Here is an 18,926-nt window from a genome sequence, read left to right on the forward strand (position 1 = left end):
AGCTAACCCGTGGATGAACCGAATGGTTGGGCAAAAAAATGCCCCCGGAAAGCAGATCTTTCGGGGGCACAGGATAGTGACCGGACTGACTGGCGCTGGTCAGGGCTGAAAACGCAGCCGAACAGTGTGCAGCTCGCCGGCATCGCTGGCGTAGCCGCTCAGTTTCTTACCGGTCAGCTGCTGCGTAAGACTTGTGTTGATTTGCTCATTCTGGCTAAATACGGCAAGCTGACAAAGCTCACTGGCCGAATTGACCCGGAATTGAATAACGACTACCCCGCCCTGCTGCATCGGCTTCAGAGCCTCGGGAAACGTAACGTAATTGGCCAGTTGCTTTTCCAGACTCGCTTTGGGAGCCTTCACCTTGCGGTCTTTTGTGGGATCAGCGTACGACTGGGTCGCCAGGAAGCCTACCAGCGCAACGAGAAAAAGAGCTTTTTTCATTGACTTCATTCGATTAAACGTGGAAAAATCAGGTAAGCCGGATCAGGCTCTGTGACCGCCGGACTAATGTTATTGTAATATTACGCAAATGTTACGCGAATGTTAACAAAAAGCGCAAATTTATTTTTCTCACCAATTGGTAACGCTCTAAATCGTTGGCAGAACAGCTTCAAGGCCGATCAAAAAAAAGGCTTATTCGACGCAGACAGCCTTAAAAACAGACCATTGCTCGAATAAGCCAAACAAGATTCAATATTATGCCAATGTTACGAAAGCGTGTCCACTCCGTGCCATTGGCGATCACTCAGCGCGTCAGCTGCCGCACCTGAATAGCGGACGGATGGGCCGCATCGTAATAAAGCCGCATCGTAGCCGGTTTAAAATCGGCCGCCGTGGCAGTGCCAATATTGATGAACTGCTGCGGGTTGCGGTCGACCAGCGGAAACCAGGAGTGCTGCACCTGCACCATCAGCCGATGGCCCTTTTGGAAGGTGTGCATCACATCGGGCAGTTGCAGACGTACGGCCGTAACCTGGCCGGGCGTGAAGGGCTCAGGCTTGCTGAACGAGTTGCGGAAGCGCCCCCGCAGTACCTCGGCCCGAACCAGTCGCTGATACCCGCCCAGCTGAATGCCCCGCAGCGGGCTGTCGGCTTTGCTGAACTCGGGGCTTTTGGTGCTGTCGGGCCACACATCGATTACTTTCACGATAAAGTCGGCGTCGGTGCCGGTTGTCGACGCAAACAGCGAGGCATCGATGGGACCCGACACCGTCAGATCGCTGGTCAGGGGTTCGGTTTCAAATACCAGCACGTCGGGTCGGCGGGCGGCAAACCGCTGGTCTTCGATCATGTACTGGTTATTCCGTCGGGCCTGCACGCCGTCGGTGTAAGGTACCGGTTTGGCCGGATCACTCACGTATTCGGCAAATCCATCGGTGCCGGTCGGGCGCTCGGTAGTCAGCTGCTGGCCGGGAGCCAGGTAAAACAGGCGGGGTTTAGCCTCGGCCGGTGGCCAGCTGTTGAACGACTGCCAGGCGTTGGTACCGGTGTCGAACACGCGGGCTTCGGGCGCGTCGAAGGTGCCCTGCCCTTTCAGGTGGTAGGCAAAAAAGCGGGTTTCGAGGCTGTCGCGGTAGTACTGCGCCGTATTTTGTCCAAACCGCAGCGGCCCGAACTGGCTCCAGTCGTCGCGGGCCCAGGCCCCGTGGGTCCAGGGGCCCATGACCAGCTTGTTGGCACCTACCCCCGCCCCCGTCGACTGCGTTTCGATGGCTTCGTAGGTGCGCAGTGCGCCGAACAGATCTTCGGCGTCGAACCAGCCGCCTACGACCAGCGTGGCGGGTTTTACCTGCTTCAGGTGCGGCCGAATATTGCGGCTCTGCCAGTAGGCATCATAGGTGTCGTGCTCCAGATATTCGTTCCAGATTTTACCGCGCTTGTTGAAATAGGCCGGACCGTTGGCATTGGCCACGGGGCCAAGCTTCAGAAAGAACTGGTAGGCATCTTTGGTCTGCGTGGTAAAGAGGGGGTCATAGTCGTCGACGGGGCCGGTGCGGGGCGCGTCGAAGTAGTTCATGAACGAGAAGTTGTCGAGCAAAAAAAACGCGCCGTTGTGCCGGGCATCGTCGCCAATGAACTCATCGGTTACAGGCGCCTGGGGCGACACTGCCTTCAGGGCCGGATGGGCGTCGGGCAGGGCCGCTGAGGCATAGAAGCCGGGATAAGAAATCCCCATGAGCCCCACCCGACCATTGTGGTTGGGCAAGTTTTTGAGCAGCCACTCGATGGTGTCGTAGGTATCGGTGCTTTCGTCGGTGCCGGCGGGGGCAGCGGCTTTGCGGCCGGCGGCTTTCGGGCCGCCCTTGCCGGCGGGCCGATCGGGTCGGTTGAGGGCGGGCGTCATTTCCTCGAACTGCCCTTCGCTGCGGTAGCGCCCCCGCACGTCCTGATACACGAAGATGTATTTGGCCTGCGACAGCGCCCGGCTGGGACCCGGCCCCCGCATGGGGTAATTGGTTTCACCGTAGGGGCCCGCCGAGTAGGGCGTGCGCTCCATCAGCACCGGGTACCGATTGGTGGGCGAGGCATCGACGGGTACATAGATCAGCGTGTACAGCTTTGTACCGTCGCGCATCGGAATCTGCCGATCGAGTTTACGGTAGTGCTGCCGCACAAAGAGCGAGTCGGCCGTGCGGGTCGAGGTCTGGGCATGGGCCGTCGTCAGTCCGGAACCGGCCAGGACCGCCACGGTCAGGCTGGCGGCCAGCAGGCAGCGGGCCACGGCACTCGTTGATGAGGAAGAGAGAAGAGGCATTAGCGACTGGTTTATGCCCCAACGATAGCCTAAAAACCCTAAATCACCAACTCAGTAGAGCCGCATGGCCCGCAGTCGAAGGCTGTTGCCTACCACCGATACCGAACTCAGGGCCATGGCCGCGCTGGCAATCATGGGGCTCAGCAAAAAGCCAAACGTGGGATACAGCAGCCCGGCCGCAACCGGAATGCCGATCAGGTTGTAGATAAAGGCCCAGAACAGATTCTGCCGGATCACCCGCACCGTCTGGCGAGCCAGTGTCAGGGCGCGGGGCACTGCCTGGAGATCGGTGCCGATCAGGGTCATGCGGGCCACGTCCATCGCCAGATCTGACCCCTGCCCCATCGCCATACTCACGTCGGCCTGGGCCAGCGCGGGCGCATCGTTGATCCCATCGCCCACCATGGCCACGCGGTGCCCTGCCTGCTGCCGATCGGCCACGAAGCGGGCCTTGTCGGCGGGCAGTACCCCCGCCTGCACGTCGGTAATGCCGACCTGACCGGCAACGGCCTGGGCCGTCCGGGCCGTATCGCCCGTCAGCATCACCACCGTCAGGCCCATGTCCTGAAGCCGGGCAACGGCGTCTCGGGCGGTGGGCTTGATGGGGTCGGCAATGGCCAGTACGGCCAGCACAGCCTGCCCGGCCCGGGCAAAGAAAACCACCGTTTTAGCCATAGCTTCCCACGCCCCAACGGTAGCGTCAAGCGTGGCCGGCAGCGTCAGACCGTGGGCGGTCAGCAACGAGCGGTTGCCAATCAGATACGTATCGGCCCCAACGCGGGCTGTAACGCCCTGCCCCGTCTGGCTGGTGAATGCATCGACGGTCCCGGCCACCACCCCCGCCGATTGCAGCGATTCGACTACGGCGTTCGCCAGCGGGTGCTCCGACTGGGTTTCGAGCGCCAGCAGAATAGCCATCAGCCGGGGCCGTTCTGCCTCGTCGGTCAGCCAGTGCTGATCCGTCACAACGGGTTTGCCCTGGGTCAGGGTGCCGGTTTTGTCGAGCACCACCGTATCGACCCGGCTACCCAGTTCAAGGCTTTCGGCGTCTTTGATGAGGATATTGGCTTCGGCCCCCTTACCGATGCCAACCATGATAGCCGTGGGCGTAGCCAGCCCCAGCGCACACGGGCAGGCAATCACCAGCACCGTTACGGCCGTAAGCAGCCCGGTGGTCAGCGCCGTTTCGGGTGTCCCCAGCCAGAGCCAGCCCAGAAACGTAAGCAGGGCGATGCCCAGCACTACCGGTACGAAGATACCGGCCACCCGGTCGACCAGTTTCTGCACGGGGGCTTTGCTGCCCTGCGCGTCCTGCACAGCCCGAATAATGCGGGCCAGTACCGTATCGGCCCCGACGCGGCCGGCTACGAACCGGAACGAGCCCGTCTGATTGATGGTCCCCGCAAAGACGGCATCGCCCGGGCCTTTACGCACCGGAACGGGTTCGCCACTGATCAGGCTTTCGTCGACATTGGATGCACCGGCCAGCACCTCGCCATCGACGGCGATGCGTTCGCCGGGCCGCACGAGCAGCACCTGCCCGACCCGTACCGCGCTGACAGGCAGTTCGCGCTCGGTATCGCCTTCGATCAGGTGTACGGTATCGGGCTGCAACCCGACGAGGTTTTTAATGGCGGCACCAGTATTCGACTTGGCCCGCTCTTCGAGCAGTTTGCCGAGCGACACAAAGGCGATAATCACGGCGGCTGCTTCAAAGTAGACATGTGGCTGCTGCCCCCGACTTAGCCAGAAGCCTGGATTCAGCGTGTTGAAGGCGCTGAACAGAAAGGCGATGCCCGTGCTGAGGGCCACCAGCGTATCCATGTTGGCCCGCCCGTGCCGCGCCTGCTGCCAGGCATGGGCGAAGTACGATCGCCCCAGCCAGAATACCACCGGCGCCGACAGCGCCAGCATGATGTAGTTGGCGTAGGGCCAGTTCATACCCAGCATGCCCAGCACCACCACCGGTACCGACAGCAGTACGGCCCAGATCGTGCGCTGTTTCAGCCGCCGATACCGGCCCGCCTGGGCGTCGGCCTGCACCTGCCATGGGTCGGGTCCTTCGGGGGTGTCGGCTTCGAGCACCAGGTCGTAGCCAATCGACTGCACAGCCGTTTGCAGGCCCGCCGGCGTCACCACGGCCGGGTCGTACTGTACCCAGGCGCTCTGGTTGGCGTAGTTTACCCCCGCATCGACCACGCCCGGCGTGTGTTTCAGCATCGACTCGACACTGACCGCGCAGGCTGCGCAACTCATCTCAAGCACGGGGTAGGTTTGGCGAATGGCCCCGGCAATCGGGGCTGGGGTGGGCGAAGCAGCCATGGCAGCAGCGGGGAAAAGAGGGAACTACGAAAACGGGAACGTCAGACCAGCGGCTCGGCTTTGTAGCCAGCCTCGACAATGGCCTGCCGAACAGCCTCGGCGGTAGCCACGCCGGCGTCGACGGTAAGCACCTTGTTCGGGTCCTTCACATCGACCTGCCAGTGGCCTTCGCCGGCCGTTTTGTTCAGGAATGGCGTAACGGCGGCAATGCAGCCCCCGCATTTAATATTGGTTTTGAATTGGATGGTTTCCATGGTACAGCGTCATTAACAGTTATCCATACAACAAGACTTGACCGGGGGTACGTTTCCGACGGTTGTATAAAATTGCCGATCCCCTGTACAGGATACGGGTAAACAGACAGGCGGCACCCCGGCCGGGAAAATCCCGACGGGGGTGCCGCCTGCAGTTAATTGATCGATCTATGCCGTTTAGCCGGCGCGCCTAGTAGCGTTCGTTGCCTTCGTTTTCTTCTTCGCCCAGTTCCGTAATCTCGGCGTCTATGGCGTCATCATCAACATCGTCGAGAATGTCTGCGTCGATGTCGGCATCGTCGATGGCGTTCGACTCCTCGTTGGTAGCATGCTGCGCCGTAGCTGTGTCGGTATAGAGCAGCGTGTCGGCGGCTTCTTCGCTGCCGGGGTTATAGTTGTCGGGTTCATTGTTTACACCCAGGCCGGCGTAAACGACGCCATTGTCTTCTTCTTCGTTCTGATGGTTGGTTTCCATAGCCGTTGTGGTTTTCTATCTCTAACTACCGGTTCAGGAAAGAGTTTTGGGCTTATTTCCAGAGCACCACTTTTTCAACCAGCGGGCCCCGGCCCGGGGCCCGCAGCCGCAGCAGGTAGGTGCCATCGGCGAGCCCTTCGAGGTCGAGCGTCTGTTCGGTATCGGCCTTTACGGCCTGCGCCGGCTGCAGTACCTGCCCCGAAAGCGAGATGAGTTCGACCTGCCCGTCGTAGGGAGCCCGAACGGTCAGGTAGCGGTCGGTCGGGTTGGGAAATGTCCAGGGGCCGCTGTACGTCTCGGGCACAGCCGTTACGACCACCCGGGTCGAGGTGTTGCGCAGGTAGCGCAGCCCGCCCGCGCGGCTGCCCAGCAGCAGATCGGGCAGCTGGTCGCCATCGAGGTCGGCCAGGGTACCTACCAGCAGCGTACCGGGCAGCGTCAGCCCCGCCAGGGTGTCGAGCAGGGCAAGCGGCTGGTTGGGCTGATCGGGAAAGCTGTAAATGCGCACCTGCCCGTTGCTGGCCGCCGTAACCAGTTCGGTTTTCTGATCGCCGTTGAGGTCGGCCAACGCCAGCGAGCGGGCGCGGCTGTAGGTCTGGTCAGGCGGCAGATTGCCGAAGTTCTGACTCTGAAGCACAAACACCGGGCTGGCACCCGTACCGGTGTTGCGGAAATAATGGATGGTGCCGTCGTTTTTGCCGATGAGCACGTCGGGCTTGCCATCGCGGTCCACGTCGGTCACCGTCAGGCGTTCGCCCAGCTGCATCAGGTCGGGCGTGGGCCAGCGCAGGGGGGCAGCCGCGTTATACTGCGCCGGCGCTCCCCTGACGCCCCCGTTCAGAAATACCCGGATCTCGACGGCTCCACCTGCGCTCGCAGCCGTCACAAGCAGATCGAGACTGCCGTTGCCATCCAGGTCGGCAAACGACGGCACCACGTTGACCAGCGTCTGCGCCTGCCCCAGGCCGAGGTAATCGGTACTGACAAGGCTGAACGCGGGGTTTTGCAGGGTGCCCTTGTTCTCGAACTGCCACAGGCCGGCGCGGTAGGTTTTGCCGTTGATGGCCCCGCCGTAGCCCACCAGCAGGTCGGCATCACCATCGCCGTCGAGGTCGGCCAGCGCGGGGGCGGCATTTTCGCCCAGGTCGATCATGTCGCTTTGCAGAAAATCGGCCTGCCGGTACTGAAAATCGGGTTTCTGATTGGTGCCTATGTTTTTATAGAATAGCCCCGACGCCCGAAAATTATACGCATTGTTATCGTTCTGATCGACGAAGGGCGACGCCATCAGATCCCGGACACCGTCGCCGTCGGCATCGACCAGGCTTGTACCGGCAAAAGCCGGAAACAGAATGGGGTTACGGGCTGGGTAGAGGGTGTCGAAACTGGTAAAACGGGCGGCACTATCGTTGGTGGCCACGTTGCGGAGCCGGGCCACACCGGGGCAGCTCACGGCGCCGAACAGCATGTCTTTGCGGCCATCGCCGTCGGTATCCAGAATGGTCAGCGTGTTACCGCTGTGCAGGGGTCGGGCGGCTCCGGTGGGGCGTTTGCGGGGTGTAGCCGACTGGCCCACGCTACCGTCGCAGTTGATATTGAAGGTAAAGTCGTTGCAGAATTCTTTCAGAAAACCACCCCAGTAGTAACAGTCGGGGCGCTTGAAGTCGAGCCCGCCCTTCCTGCCGGTGCGCTCCACGCTCATGTTCTGCTGATAGGCAATCAGATTGCCGGTAGGGTCGAAGGTGAGCAGGTCGATGTCGCCATCATCGTCGAAGTCGAGGATAGCGGGCAGGTCGGCGGGCGATACATAGACCGGCTGCCGGCCGCTGAACCCCTGGGTCATGAGCGAGCGGGTGGTCAGGCTGAAGGCAGGACTGTTGCCCTGGCTGTCGTTGTGGTACACCCCCACGTTACCATCGACCAGTGTAAACAGGTCGTTGCGGCCGTCGGCATCGTAGTCGACGGCAAATACCCAGCCGGCCAGCGGGGGCAGTAATTTTTCGTATTCGGGCGCATACTGCCAGGCAATGCCGGTTCCGGTCGGGTTGTCGATAGCAACAAAGGTGCTGGCCTTACGGGTGGTGCGGTCATAGACGAGCAGGTCGGGCCGCTCGTCGGCGTTGAGCCGCAGCGAGGCATACTGCATGGCGTTGAGTCCACCGGCCCAGGGGTTGAGCAGGGGCTGCCCCCCCACGCTGACAGTGGGGCGCTGATCGTACTGAAAACCGAATGATGACACACCCGTCTGCCCGTAGCCTACCCACGGAATCAGGCTCAACCAAAGCGTACACAGCTTTTTCATTTACTTTTGGGTTATTCCTGGCTACGGCGGGCCACCTGAGCGCCCGGCCGTATCCTTTCCAAAACGAACGACAATCCCGTTTACGTCTATTCGGCATGCAATCGACAAGCGACCTGTACGATAAATTTCTGACCTGCTCCGGCGTATCGACCGATACCCGCCGAATTACGCCCGACTGCCTGTTTGTGGCCCTGCGGGGCGATACGTTTGATGGCAACACCTTTGCCGAACAGGCGCTGGCCGCGGGGGCCCGCTACGCCCTGGTCGACGATGCCGCCGTGGCCGCCCGCGACCCGCGCTGCCTGCTCGTGGCCGACACGCTGCTGGCGCTGCAGGATCTGGCCCGGCACCACCGCCGGCAACTGGCCATACCCGTTATTGGCCTGACGGGCTCCAACGGCAAAACCACCACCAAAGAACTTATTGCGGCCGTGCTGTCGACGCGTTTCCGCACCCACGCCACCGTGGGCAACCTCAACAACCACATCGGCGTACCGCTAACCCTGCTGGCCCTGCGCACCGACAACAACCCCACGCCCTACGAAATAGCCGTGGTGGAGATGGGAGCCAATCACCAGCGTGAGATTGCCCTGCTCTGCTCCATTGCCCAGCCCAGCCACGGCCTCATCACCAACATTGGCAAGGCGCACCTCGAAGGCTTTGGTGGCATCGAAGGCGTTCGGAAAGGGAAAGGTGAATTGTATGATTACCTGGCCGCCACGGCCGGCACGGTGTTTATCAACTCGCGCGACACGGTACTGACGGCCATGTACCGCGAGCGGCTCAAAAGCATCCGGAGCGAAACGACCTTTGCGCAGGCCATTTTTTACCCCGGCGAGCCGGTCGAGCTATTGTCAGAATCGCCCGTGACCTACCGCGACACCACGGGGCAGCTGACCACCACGCACCTGCCGGGCCGCTACAATTTCGACAACATGCTGGCCGCGCAGGCCATCGGGCAGCATTTCGGCATATCGGCGGCCGATGCCAATGCAGCCATTGCCGCCTATAACCCCACCAACAACCGCTCGCAGCTGATCCGGCGGGGCAGCAACACCATTCTGCTCGACGCTTACAACGCCAACCCCAGCTCGATGGCCGCGGCCGTGCGGCAATTTGCGGCCACCCCGGCCAGCCGGCGGGTGGTGATTCTGGGCGATATGTACGAACTGGGCAGCGAGAGCGAAGCTGAACACGCGGCCCTGGGCAAGCTGGTGGCCGAAGCCAATTTCGACCTCGTGATTCTGGCCGGTCAGGACATGAAATATGCGCTCACCCACCTGCCCAAAGCCTACTATATTCCGGACAAGTTTTCGCTTCACAACTGGCTCATGGACCATCCCATGACCGATACCCATATCCTGGTAAAGGGGTCGCGCGGGATGGGGCTCGAAAGCGTGCTGCCTTTCATCAACGAGCCCGCCTAGCCCGCACTCCAGCATCTGGCCCACACAGCAACGGCCCCGGCAGACGATACGCTGCCGGGGCCGTTTGGCTGCTGCCTGGTTGCCTACCAGGGGATTTCGCCCGTGGCCGGGTTATATTCCTCACTGAAAAACCGGCCGGTTGGCCCGTCGGGACCGATGCGTGCGTACCGGATGATGCGCCGGGCGGCCTCGTCGACGGTGCCCGTGCCGCGGTGATTGTTGAAATCGGTGTCGATATAGCCCGGATCGACCGCGTTGACCTTCAGGGGCGTATCCCGCAGCTCGTAGGCCAGATTGATGGTATACATATTGAGCGCCGATTTCGACGGCAGGTAGACCGCGCCTTTGTGGTTGTAGAACCGGAACGTCGGGTCGCTATGCAGCGTCAGCGAGCCCATGCTCGAACTCACGTTGACAATGCGGGGCTCGGGCGACGCCTGCAGCAGATCGATGAAGGCCTGCGTAACGCGCACCACGCCGAACAGGTTGGTGTCGAACACGGCCCTGAAGGTGTCAATTGGTACGCTGGTCGCCAGCTGGGGAAGCCCCCCGCTGATGCCGGCGTTGTTGATGAGCAGGTCGAGCGTGGGGGTTTTGGCACCGACAGCCGCGCGGGCCGCTCCCACCGACGCATCGCTGGTTACGTCGAGTTCAACCACCTCGACGGCCGTCAGTCCCTCGGCCCGGAGCTGATCGGCAGCCGCCTGCCCGTTGGCCAGACTACGGCTGCCCAGAAAAACATAATACCCCTGCCGGAGCAACTGACGGGCGGTTTCGAAACCAATGCTTTTGTTGGCTCCGGTAATGATTGCTTTTTTCATGTGCGTTGTCGGTTTACTGCCGACCAGCGGGCCAGCCATCCGACGGCCCCAGACTGGTACGGATTACGCCCACAAAGTTCCGGTTGTCGAACCGGTCAGACTAAAGACAATCAATCCGGAATATATGAAAATCAAACCTCCCCTTTTCGAAACCGGGTTGGCGTCTGGCCGGTCATTCGCTTGAAGTAGTTGTCGAAGTAAGTGGGGTACTCGAAGCCCAGTCCGTAGGCAATGTCGGCTATGCTCCAGGTGGTGTGCCGAAGCAGGGCCTGGGCTTCGGCCGCAATGCGCTCGGCAATGTGTACCGACGTAGCCTTACCCGTCAGTTCCCTGACCGAGCGGTTGAGGTAGTTGACATGCACCGACAGCGCACGGGCAAAATCCTGCGGGGCGCGTAGCTGCAGCGGGTCGGCGGGGCTTTCGATCGGAAATTGTGCTTCGAGCCGCTCCAGAAACAAATTGGTGATTCGGGCAGCCGCCGTGCGGGGCAGCACCACCGTGGCTGGCTGCAGCCGCTCAGCTTCGTGCAGCACCAGCATCAGGGCATTGCGAATCAGCTCGTTGCGGTACGCGTAGGCGTCCTGCTGGGCCGCCAGCATGGCCCGAAACAAAGCCGTCAGGTACGTGGCCTGATCGGGGGTCAGTGGCAGTATAGGTGCCCGATCCGTGCGCACCAGGGCCGACCGCTGCAATAGATCGGCCTGTTCATGACCAGCCATAAACGGCTCGGTAAACAGACAGCCGTATCCCTGCCGACCAGCCCCCAGATCAATTACGGTATGGGCCGTGTGCGGGTTGGCAAAAAACAGAAACGACCCATCGACCGTCTGGCTTTGCCCCCCATAGTGAATAGTTACGTGTCCCGTTACCAGCACAATTTTGTAATAATCGCGTCGCCCCTGCACCACAGAGGTTTGCGCGGGCTGGTCGATGGTAATTACCTTGACCTGCCGTCGTTCGGCGCGGGCAAAGGGACACACATGGGGAACAGGACTAACTGACTGGCTCATGGAACAAACCTAAGAAAATCAAACAAAGCCTTCGTACCCTCAAGCCGGTTAATTCGCTCGAAATGCTGACGGGCCGGGCCACGGCATCCTATTTATACCGTTTTTGCACGTACTCATCTGTTTTCGATTCGTCTGTTATGCGTTACCTGTTCCTGTTTTCGCTGCTGTTTACGGCCCCACTGCTTCGTGCCCAGCACCGGTTCGAAGCCGAGATTGCGGCTTTTGAATCAGCCGACAAAGCCACTCCTCCGCCGGCCCGGCCCATTCTGTTTACCGGTAGTTCGTCGGTACGTTTCTGGACAACGCTGGCGCAGGATTTTCCGAACAAACCCGTCATCAACCGGGGCTTCGGGGGCTCCGAATTAAGCGATGTGCGGCATTTTGCCGACCGGCTTATCGTGGCCTATCACCCCAGACAGATTGTGCTCTACGCGGGCGAAAACGACATTGCCGCCGGCCAGTCGGCCGGGCAAACGCTCGCCCGGTTTACCGAGCTGTTTACCTACGTGCGGCAGCAGCTGCCCCGCGTGCCGTTCACCTTTATTTCGATCAAGCGCAGCCCGTCGCGCCGGCAATACTGGCCCGTTGTCGACGAAGCCAACCAACTGATCCGTCAGTACCTGGCCACGCAGAAGCGCGCCCGGTTTGTCGACATCGGTCCGGCCATGCTCGACGCCAGCGGGCAGTTGCAGGGCAGTCTGTTTAAAAGCGACAGCCTGCACATGACCCCCGCCGGCTACGACCGCTGGGTACCGGTTCTGCGCCCCTATCTGCGTTAGCTTTCGCTCCGCAGCACCTCGAGGGGCGAGCGGCTCAGCACCTCACGGCTGTTGACGAGCCCGATCAGTACGGTCAGGCTGGTAACCACCCCGGCCACTACCGCCAGGGGCAGGAGGTCGGGCCGGTAGGGCACCTCGAACACGAATGTGGCCAGCGCCCAGGTGCCCGCCAGTGCCAGCACCATGCCGGCCAGCGCGGCCAGCAGACCCAGCAGCCCGTATTCCAGGGCCGTGATCTGCAATATCTGGCGCCGGCTGGCCCCCAGCGTTCGCAGCAGCACACTTTCGCGCAGGCGCTGGTACTTGCTCAGCACCACCGAACTGCCCAGCACCAGCAACCCCGTCAGGATACTGAACAGGGCCATAAACCGGATTACGAACGAAATCTGACCCAGCAGCTCATCCACCGTTTTCAGAATCAGCCCCAGGTCGATAGCCGACACATTGGGAAACCGGCTCACCAGCGTACGCTGCAGCCGCGCCGACGCCTGGTTGCCGGGCACCCGGGTCATGAGCACCCGAAACTGCGGAGCCTGCTCGAGTACACCCGCCGGAAACACCACCAGAAAATTGGTCTGCACCCGGTTCCAGTCAACCTCACGCGTGCCGCCAATGATGGTCTGGATGGGTGCCCCCTGCACGTTGAAGTTCAGCGTATCGCCCAGTTTGGCGTGGAGCCGGTTCAGAAACCCTTCCTCGACCGATACATAGACGGCGCCGTCGGTTTGCCGGGGTGGCTGCCCGCTGGCCAGCTTCTCCGACGAAATCAGCGAATCGCGGTAGGTAACCCGATACTCGCGGGTAAAGGCCCAGGCCGGCGGGCCAGTAGCGGTATCGCTGTCGGGGCGGGCCGGCTGATCGAGGGGGCGGGCCGTATCGGCCGATGTCGTACGGCCGTTGATGTCGGTCAGGCGCATGGTCACCACGGGTACCTCCTGTAAAATGGGCAGTCCCTGCTGCTGCACGGCCGAGCGCACCCCGGCAATCTGCTCGTTCTGAATATCGAATAACACCATGTTGGGCTGCTGGCCGCTACCCGACAGTTCGACCCGGCTCAGCAGCAAACCCTGCGCCAGGTAAAGCGTGGCAATCAGAAACGCCCCCAGCCCGATGGCCGTGACCAGAATTACGGTCTGGTTGTTGGGCCGGTAGAGGTTGGCCAGACTCTGCCGCCAGACGTAGCTCCACGAGGCCGGAAACAACCGGCGAACCAGGCCGATCAGTCCCAGAGCCACGCCCGTCAGCAGGGCAAAGGCTATTACCAGACCCGCCGTGAAACCCACGGCCAGCATCAGGTTGCGCGTTTGCCAGTAGGCGAATCCCACGATAAACAGGCCAATCAGACTGTAGGCCAGCCACCGCAGCGGATCGCGGCCGGCAGTGTCGGCTTCGTAGGCCGCCCGGAGCGTACGCAGGGGCGACACCTTGCGAATGGCCAGCAGGGGCAGCAGCGCAAACAGCACGGCGATCAGCACGCCCGTTGCCACGCCCCCCAGCACGGCCGGCACCGACAGGCTGGTGTTTACGGCGATGGGCAGAAACCGCCCGAATAGCCGGGGGAGCATGAGCTGCACCACCGATCCCAGCCCTGCCCCGATCACGGCCCCAATGAATCCCATCAGCGCCGTCTGAATCAGATAGATGGTCATAGCCTGTCGGCCGCTGACACCCAGCGTGCGCAGAATGGCTACCGACGCTATTTTTTCTTTCACGTACAACTGCACCGCGCTGGCCACGCCCACGCACCCCAGCAGCAGCGCCACAAAGGCCACCAGACTCAGGTAGCGGGTCAGGTCGCCAAAGGCGCGGCCGGTCTGCCGTTTGCGGTCGGCGATGGTATCGATGTTGACGCCGTCGCGCTCGAGCCGACGCTGCACGGTGCGCACGTAAGCACCCACATCGGTACCCGGTGCAAACTGGTAGTAATATTTGTAGCTGACCCGGCTGCCGCGCTGCAGCAGGCCGGTGCCCGTCAGGTATTGGTTGGGCAGAAAAACCGTAGGGGCCACCGTGGCCGCAATGGCCGCCTGACCGGGCGTTTTTAGCACCCGGCCCACAATCTGAAACGACTGGTTACCCACCCGAACCGAATCGCCGACCTGCGCGCCCAGCTGCACCAGCAGGCCATCGTCGGCCAGGGCCACCCGGCTGTTGCCGGCCCGAAACCGGGCGATAGCCGACCGGGGCTCGACCTCCCAGGTGCCGTAGTATGGAAACGGCCCCTCCAGCCCTTTCACCTGCGCCAGCCGCACACCACCCGTACGCGGAATCGATACCAGCGACGCAAACGACACTTCGTAGGCCCGGTTGCGGCCAATGGTCTTTATAAACTGCCGCGTCCGGGCCGAGGGTGGGCGATTCCACGATAAGGTCAGATCGGCACCGAGTAGTTCGCGGGCCTGCTCGTCGATACTGCGGGCCAGGTTATCGCCGAAGGAGTTGATGGCCACCAGCGCGGCAATGCCCAGCACGATGGCCGACATAAACAGGAGCAATCGCTGCCGGCTCCGGCGACTGTCGCGCCACGCCATGCGAAAAAGCCAGGATGTATGCATAAGTAACGAGTGAATGAGCGAAAGAGTGAATGAGTGAAAGAGCGGTTATTCAGCACGTTCACTCATTCACTCTTTCGCTCTTTAGTTTACCATCGTTCCGCCTTTGATACGGATGATGCGTTGGGTACGGGCGGCCAGGTCGAGGTCGTGGGTAACGAGCACCAGGGTGGTACCGGCTTCGCGGTTCAGCTCAAACAGCAGGTCGATGACGGTGGCGCTGGTATCGGCGTCGAGGTTGCCGGTGGGTTCGTCGGCAAACAGGATTTTGGGCCGGTTGGCAAACGCACGCGCCAGCGAGACCCGCTGCTGCTCGCCCCCCGACAGCTGCGTGGGGTAATGATGGCCGCGCTGCCCCAGCCCTACCCGCTCCAGCAGGGCCTGCGCCGTTTGCTGCGCACCGGTTGCACCCAGCCGTGGCGTGCCGCGCAACTCGAGCGGCACCATCACGTTCTCGAGCGCCGTCAGGGTGGGCAGCAGCTGAAAGTTCTGGAAAATGAATCCTACGTGCTGGTTCCGGATGGCGGCCCGCTGGTCTTCGCTCAGCGTGTCGAGCCGGATTTCGTTGAGGTACACACTGCCCGAGGTAGCCCGGTCGAGGCCGGCGCACAACCCCAGCAGCGTGGTTTTGCCACTACCAGACGGCCCCACAATGGCGAAGGTATCGCCCGGTTCGAGCGAGAAACTGACGTCGTGCAGCACGGTCAGCTCACGGCCACCGCTGGTATAGGTTCGGGCAAGATTTTCGACGCGAAGAATACTCATTGAACAATTGGTTTGCCGTATTGGGTTTACAGTGGGTATGGTATTCAGTTTGCGGCAGGCTGTGGCGCTGGCAACAGCCGGGCAGCCCCACAACTGCGTACCGAAACCTGTAAACTGGCTACTGTAAACCCAACTCCCATCGTCCTCATGAAGTTCTTTTGCCACCCGGCTTCCGTGATAAGCGGACTGCTACTGCTCTCAACGGTACTGGGCTGCGGCTCGTCAGACAACGCTACCGAATCATCACCGGCTACCACGGCCCCACCGGCTGCGACCCCGGCCGCTACCGCCCCCCCCAGGCGTACGATTCTATTCTACGGCAACAGCCTGACGGCGGGGTACGGTGTTGAACCCGCACAGGCGTTTCCGGCGCTGGTAGGCCGCAAAATCGATTCGGCCGGGCTGGGCTATACGGTTGTCAACGCCGGGCTGAGTGGCGAAACCACGGCCGGGGGCAAGAGCCGCATTGGCTGGGTGCTGCGCAAGCCGGTCGATGTGTTTGTGCTGGAACTGGGCGGCAACGACGGCCTCCGTGGACTGCCCCTCACGGCCACCCGCCAGAACCTGCAGGCCATTATCGACACGGTGCGGCAAAAGAGCCCGAAGGCGACCATCGTGCTGGCCGGCATGCAGATTCCACCCAACCTGGGCACCACCTACGCCCGCGATTTCAGGGCGCTCTACAAGGAACTGGCCGACAAAAACAAGCTGGTTCTCATTCCGTTCCTGCTCGACAAGGTGGGGGGCATTCAGTCGCTCAACCAGGCCGATGGGATTCACCCCAACGTGGCTGGCCACAAGATCGTGGCCAATACGGTATGGCGGGTGCTGCAACCCGTGCTGTAGCGAATTGGACAGGATTACTGGATTAAGCAGGATTTTTTTAACCTGTTTTCTTCATCACTGGCACCAGTCTGGCCATGCGGCCGGCTACAGCTAGATCGGTGCCGACCAAAACCCATCTAGTACAACCATACAGAATCCGTCAAATCCTGTAATCCTGTCCAGCAAGACCAAACGAGAGTCCGTCAAATCCCGTAATCCTGTCTACAACAATCCTGCTCAGAACGGATAGCCGACACCGATGTTGAAAACCAGGTTCTGCTTGCGCCAGTCCTTACTGCCAAAGTCGAACTTGTCGATAACCCACTCATTGCCATCGGTTTTGTAAGGCTTGCGCAGGGGCGTAGCCACGTCGAGCCGGATCAGAAAGTAGGAAAGATCGATGCGCAGGCCCAGCCCGGTGCCCACGGCCAGCTGCTTGTAGAAGTCGGATTTGAACTGGGAGCCATCGCCGAAAATGGTCGCGTTGGAATACGTCCAGACGTTGCCCGCATCGACAAACACAGCCCCTTCGAGATACTTGTTGAATTTCAGTCGCAGTTCGGTATTGGCTTCCAGCTTCACATCGCCCCCACCGTCCTGAAACAGGGGCACGTTCCGAATGGTATCACGTGTGTAGAGGCCAGGCCCGATGGCCCGCGGCCGGAACGCACGGATACTGTTGCTCCCCCCCACGAAATACTGTTTCGTGAACGGAAGCTGGTAGTTCTTGTAGTTGCCATAGGTGATACCGACCCCGGCAAACAGCCGGTTGGCCCAGGTCAGGCTGGGCGTCAGTTTCCGGAAGAAGCGCGCATCGGCATCCAGCCGCAGGAACTGGGCGAAGGGAACGCCAAAGATGCCCTTGCGCTCGTCGGTAGGCAGCTGTTTCCGAAACAGCAGACTGGCCAGATTGCCCGCCGGCTCAACGTTGCCCGTAAAGCGAAAGGTGTTGGGCGAACTGGACCGGGGCGACGAATTATAGTGGAACGTGTACAGGGTGCTCAGGATAAGCTGATCGGACCGGAATACCGTGTTGGTGTACTGCGCCTTAACCACCGGCGCAACGGCGGTGTCGGCCAGAATTTCGTACACCCGGTCGCCAACCTGATTCAGTGGCACATACACGTAGTTGACGTTGAACGGCTGAAACACATGCTCGATCTGCTGATTGCGTCGCCACGCGTAGCCGAACGTGGTCTGGAAGGAGTTGACCCGGTACAGTCCCCCGCGAATAATGGTCTGATACCCGGCCGTAACGTTTGTTTTGGGCAGGGCGGCCCGCTGGTCGTAATTGAAATGGAACGGGCTTACGAGCCGCGGAAAGGTCAGGATAGCGTCGAGACCATAGCGGTAGTTCGTCACGGCCTGATCGCCCCCGCCTACCTGATACTCGATACCCACGTTGGCGTTGATGGTCAGCAGTTCGGCCCGGCGGATGGTGTTGCGGTTGCGCCAGCTCACGATAATCTGCGACCCGTTGAAGTTGTTGGAACGCGACGTACCATCGAGTTCGACGCGCATCGACTTGGCGGGGTAAGGCGTCAGGTAATAATGCACATCGAGCACGGCCGAATCGCCCTGTTCATCGGGCTCAAAACGGTTACGGACAAATTTGAAGGCGCCCACGTTGATAAACCGGGAGAGGGTCAGATCCTGCGCCCGCGCGTTGTAGCGCCGGTGCGGCTGCACGGCCACCACATCGCGGAACAGCTTCGGATTGAAGCGCCGGGTCGAATCGACCACGATAAAATCCTGGTCGGTCTGGTAGGCCCGGCTGCGGTTGGTGTCGGCCTGCGCCGTCGAGAGGTTGTAGTTCGGGTAGATAAATACGTTCCGGATCGAATAGGGCACCCCGGCTGCGGCCGGCATGGCCGGATCGAGCGCAAAGTAAAGATCGGTCTGGTGGGCAGCCGTATCGTTCAGCGCCAGCACCTTGATGTATTCGGGCTGAAAATAATAGAACCCCCGCTGCTTGAGCGCCTGACTGATGCGCTCGCGCTCGATCTTGATGGCATCGAGCCGATACGGGTTCCCTTTCCTGATCACGGTCCGGTTGGCCGTGGCCTGCATCGCACGCTGTACCTGGCTCGAATCGTGCCGCAGCGAAATGGCGACCGAGTCGACATAGAAGCGGGGGGCCAGCTGCACCTCGTAGGTACCCCGGGCCTTGTAGCCGTCTTCTTTCAGTTCGCCCGTCACATCCGACCCGAAATACCCTTCGTTCTGCATGATGGCTTTCCAGACCGGAATATTGGCGCCGATGGCGCGGGCACTGGCCAGCACGGGCTCCGATCCGAACTTCTTGCGGAACCAGGCCCGGAAGCCGTTCGGCTTTTTGGGTTCGCCGAACAGGTAATAGAGCGCTACTTTGTAGGGAAACCCGAAAATCTGCGAATTAGGACGCGGCCGCGCTACTTCGGCCAGCTTGGTTTTGATCGCCGTCTGATCGTCTTCCGAAATGGTCGAGTCGGCTTTGATGGTAATGTCGGTCCCGGTGTAGAGCCGCTCATTGGCGGGCAGGTGTTTGCCGATATTACAGGCACTCAGTGACAGCAACAGGCATACACACAGCCAGCGGGTCGGCGGGGCTGCCATCAGGCAATGACGCAGGTATGTATAGCAACTACTCCTCATAA

General features: G+C 61.1%; 14 protein-coding genes. 3 read left to right on the top strand and 11 right to left on the bottom strand.

Annotated features, from left to right (window positions below; genetic code table 11):
- Positions 1-99: 99 nt before the first annotated feature.
- From ACYVAC_RS03995 to ACYVAC_RS04020, 6 genes are all read right to left on the bottom strand, one after another.
- The gene (locus ACYVAC_RS03995; protein WP_461096283.1) at positions 100-444 is read right to left on the bottom strand and encodes a hypothetical protein; all 345 of its coding nucleotides are present in this window, start codon (positions 442-444) and stop codon (positions 100-102) included.
- Between the two features lie 304 nt (positions 445-748).
- Positions 749-2,758, bottom strand: a complete 2,010-nt coding sequence (locus ACYVAC_RS04000) for a CocE/NonD family hydrolase (protein WP_461096284.1) — start codon at positions 2,756-2,758, stop codon at positions 749-751.
- A gap of 51 nt (positions 2,759-2,809) precedes the next feature.
- Entirely contained in the window at positions 2,810-5,080 is a 2,271-nt protein-coding gene (locus tag ACYVAC_RS04005) for a heavy metal translocating P-type ATPase (RefSeq protein ID WP_461096285.1), read from the bottom strand.
- A gap of 41 nt (positions 5,081-5,121) precedes the next feature.
- Positions 5,122-5,334, bottom strand: coding sequence for a heavy-metal-associated domain-containing protein (locus ACYVAC_RS04010; protein ID WP_461096286.1), 213 nt, complete (start codon positions 5,332-5,334; stop codon positions 5,122-5,124).
- 190 nt (positions 5,335-5,524) lie between these two features.
- On the bottom strand, positions 5,525-5,809 hold the full coding sequence (locus tag ACYVAC_RS04015) for a hypothetical protein (protein ID WP_461096287.1): 285 nt from the start codon (positions 5,807-5,809) through the stop codon (positions 5,525-5,527).
- 52 nt (positions 5,810-5,861) lie between these two features.
- Entirely contained in the window at positions 5,862-8,111 is a 2,250-nt protein-coding gene (locus ACYVAC_RS04020; RefSeq protein ID WP_461096288.1) for an FG-GAP-like repeat-containing protein, read from the bottom strand.
- A gap of 95 nt (positions 8,112-8,206) precedes the next feature.
- Here ACYVAC_RS04020 and ACYVAC_RS04025 point away from each other — a divergent pair, with 95 nt between their 5' ends.
- Positions 8,207-9,538 carry a UDP-N-acetylmuramoyl-tripeptide--D-alanyl-D-alanine ligase gene (locus ACYVAC_RS04025; protein WP_461096289.1) on the top strand — a complete coding sequence of 444 codons (1,332 nt, stop codon included), beginning with the start codon at positions 8,207-8,209 and terminating at the stop codon, positions 9,536-9,538.
- Between the two features lie 83 nt (positions 9,539-9,621).
- On the opposite strand, the gene ACYVAC_RS04030 is transcribed toward ACYVAC_RS04025, so the two are convergent.
- The gene (locus ACYVAC_RS04030) at positions 9,622-10,359 is read right to left on the bottom strand and encodes an SDR family oxidoreductase (RefSeq protein ID WP_461096290.1); all 738 of its coding nucleotides are present in this window, start codon (positions 10,357-10,359) and stop codon (positions 9,622-9,624) included.
- A 131-nt stretch (positions 10,360-10,490) separates the two neighbouring features.
- Positions 10,491-11,369 (bottom strand): helix-turn-helix domain-containing protein, encoded by an 879-nt coding sequence (locus ACYVAC_RS04035; RefSeq protein ID WP_461096291.1) that lies wholly within the window; start codon positions 11,367-11,369, stop codon positions 10,491-10,493.
- A gap of 137 nt (positions 11,370-11,506) precedes the next feature.
- Between ACYVAC_RS04035 and ACYVAC_RS04040 the strand changes: the two genes are divergently transcribed.
- On the top strand, positions 11,507-12,148 hold the full coding sequence (locus ACYVAC_RS04040; RefSeq protein WP_461096292.1) for a GDSL-type esterase/lipase family protein: 642 nt from the start codon (positions 11,507-11,509) through the stop codon (positions 12,146-12,148).
- Here ACYVAC_RS04040 and ACYVAC_RS04045 read toward each other — a convergent pair.
- Both ACYVAC_RS04045 and ACYVAC_RS04050 read right to left on the bottom strand, forming a co-directional pair.
- On the bottom strand, positions 12,145-14,703 hold the full coding sequence (locus tag ACYVAC_RS04045; RefSeq protein ID WP_461096293.1) for an ABC transporter permease: 2,559 nt from the start codon (positions 14,701-14,703) through the stop codon (positions 12,145-12,147). The two genes, ACYVAC_RS04040 and ACYVAC_RS04045, sit on opposite strands and share 4 nt — an antisense overlap.
- An 81-nt stretch (positions 14,704-14,784) precedes the next feature.
- Positions 14,785-15,465 (bottom strand): ABC transporter ATP-binding protein, encoded by a 681-nt coding sequence (locus ACYVAC_RS04050; protein WP_461096294.1) that lies wholly within the window; start codon positions 15,463-15,465, stop codon positions 14,785-14,787.
- A gap of 147 nt (positions 15,466-15,612) precedes the next feature.
- On the opposite strand from ACYVAC_RS04050, the gene ACYVAC_RS04055 reads away from it, so the two are divergent.
- A complete protein-coding gene (locus ACYVAC_RS04055; RefSeq protein ID WP_461096295.1) occupies positions 15,613-16,311 on the top strand; it encodes an arylesterase in 699 nt (232 codons plus the stop codon).
- Between the two features lie 216 nt (positions 16,312-16,527).
- Here the strand turns inward: ACYVAC_RS04055 and tamL are convergent, their stop codons facing one another.
- Entirely contained in the window at positions 16,528-18,885 is a 2,358-nt protein-coding gene (gene tamL, locus ACYVAC_RS04060) for a translocation and assembly module lipoprotein TamL (protein WP_461096296.1), read from the bottom strand.
- Between the last annotated feature and the right edge of the window lie 41 nt (positions 18,886-18,926).

The organism is Spirosoma luteolum, assembly GCF_054778875.1.

Bases quoted from the DNA above. Each gene is read 5' to 3' on its own strand.
- ACYVAC_RS04040 (WP_461096292.1), top strand. From the start codon at position 11,507: ATGCGTTACCTGTTCCTGTTTTCGCTGCTGTTTACGGCCCCACTGCTT.
- tamL (WP_461096296.1), bottom strand. From the start codon at position 18,885: ATGGCAGCCCCGCCGACCCGCTGGCTGTGTGTATGCCTGTTGCTGTCA.
- ACYVAC_RS04005 (WP_461096285.1), bottom strand. From the start codon at position 5,080: ATGGCTGCTTCGCCCACCCCAGCCCCGATTGCCGGGGCCATTCGCCAA.
- ACYVAC_RS04015 (WP_461096287.1), bottom strand. From the start codon at position 5,809: ATGGAAACCAACCATCAGAACGAAGAAGAAGACAATGGCGTCGTTTAC.
- ACYVAC_RS04020 (WP_461096288.1), bottom strand. From the start codon at position 8,111: ATGAAAAAGCTGTGTACGCTTTGGTTGAGCCTGATTCCGTGGGTAGGC.
- ACYVAC_RS04030 (WP_461096290.1), bottom strand. From the start codon at position 10,359: ATGAAAAAAGCAATCATTACCGGAGCCAACAAAAGCATTGGTTTCGAA.
- ACYVAC_RS04000 (WP_461096284.1), bottom strand. From the start codon at position 2,758: ATGCCTCTTCTCTCTTCCTCATCAACGAGTGCCGTGGCCCGCTGCCTG.
- ACYVAC_RS03995 (WP_461096283.1), bottom strand. From the start codon at position 444: ATGAAAAAAGCTCTTTTTCTCGTTGCGCTGGTAGGCTTCCTGGCGACC.
- ACYVAC_RS04050 (WP_461096294.1), bottom strand. From the start codon at position 15,465: ATGAGTATTCTTCGCGTCGAAAATCTTGCCCGAACCTATACCAGCGGT.
- ACYVAC_RS04010 (WP_461096286.1), bottom strand. From the start codon at position 5,334: ATGGAAACCATCCAATTCAAAACCAATATTAAATGCGGGGGCTGCATT.
- ACYVAC_RS04045 (WP_461096293.1), bottom strand. From the start codon at position 14,703: ATGCATACATCCTGGCTTTTTCGCATGGCGTGGCGCGACAGTCGCCGG.
- ACYVAC_RS04055 (WP_461096295.1), top strand. From the start codon at position 15,613: ATGAAGTTCTTTTGCCACCCGGCTTCCGTGATAAGCGGACTGCTACTG.
- ACYVAC_RS04035 (WP_461096291.1), bottom strand. From the start codon at position 11,369: ATGAGCCAGTCAGTTAGTCCTGTTCCCCATGTGTGTCCCTTTGCCCGC.
- ACYVAC_RS04025 (WP_461096289.1), top strand. From the start codon at position 8,207: ATGCAATCGACAAGCGACCTGTACGATAAATTTCTGACCTGCTCCGGC.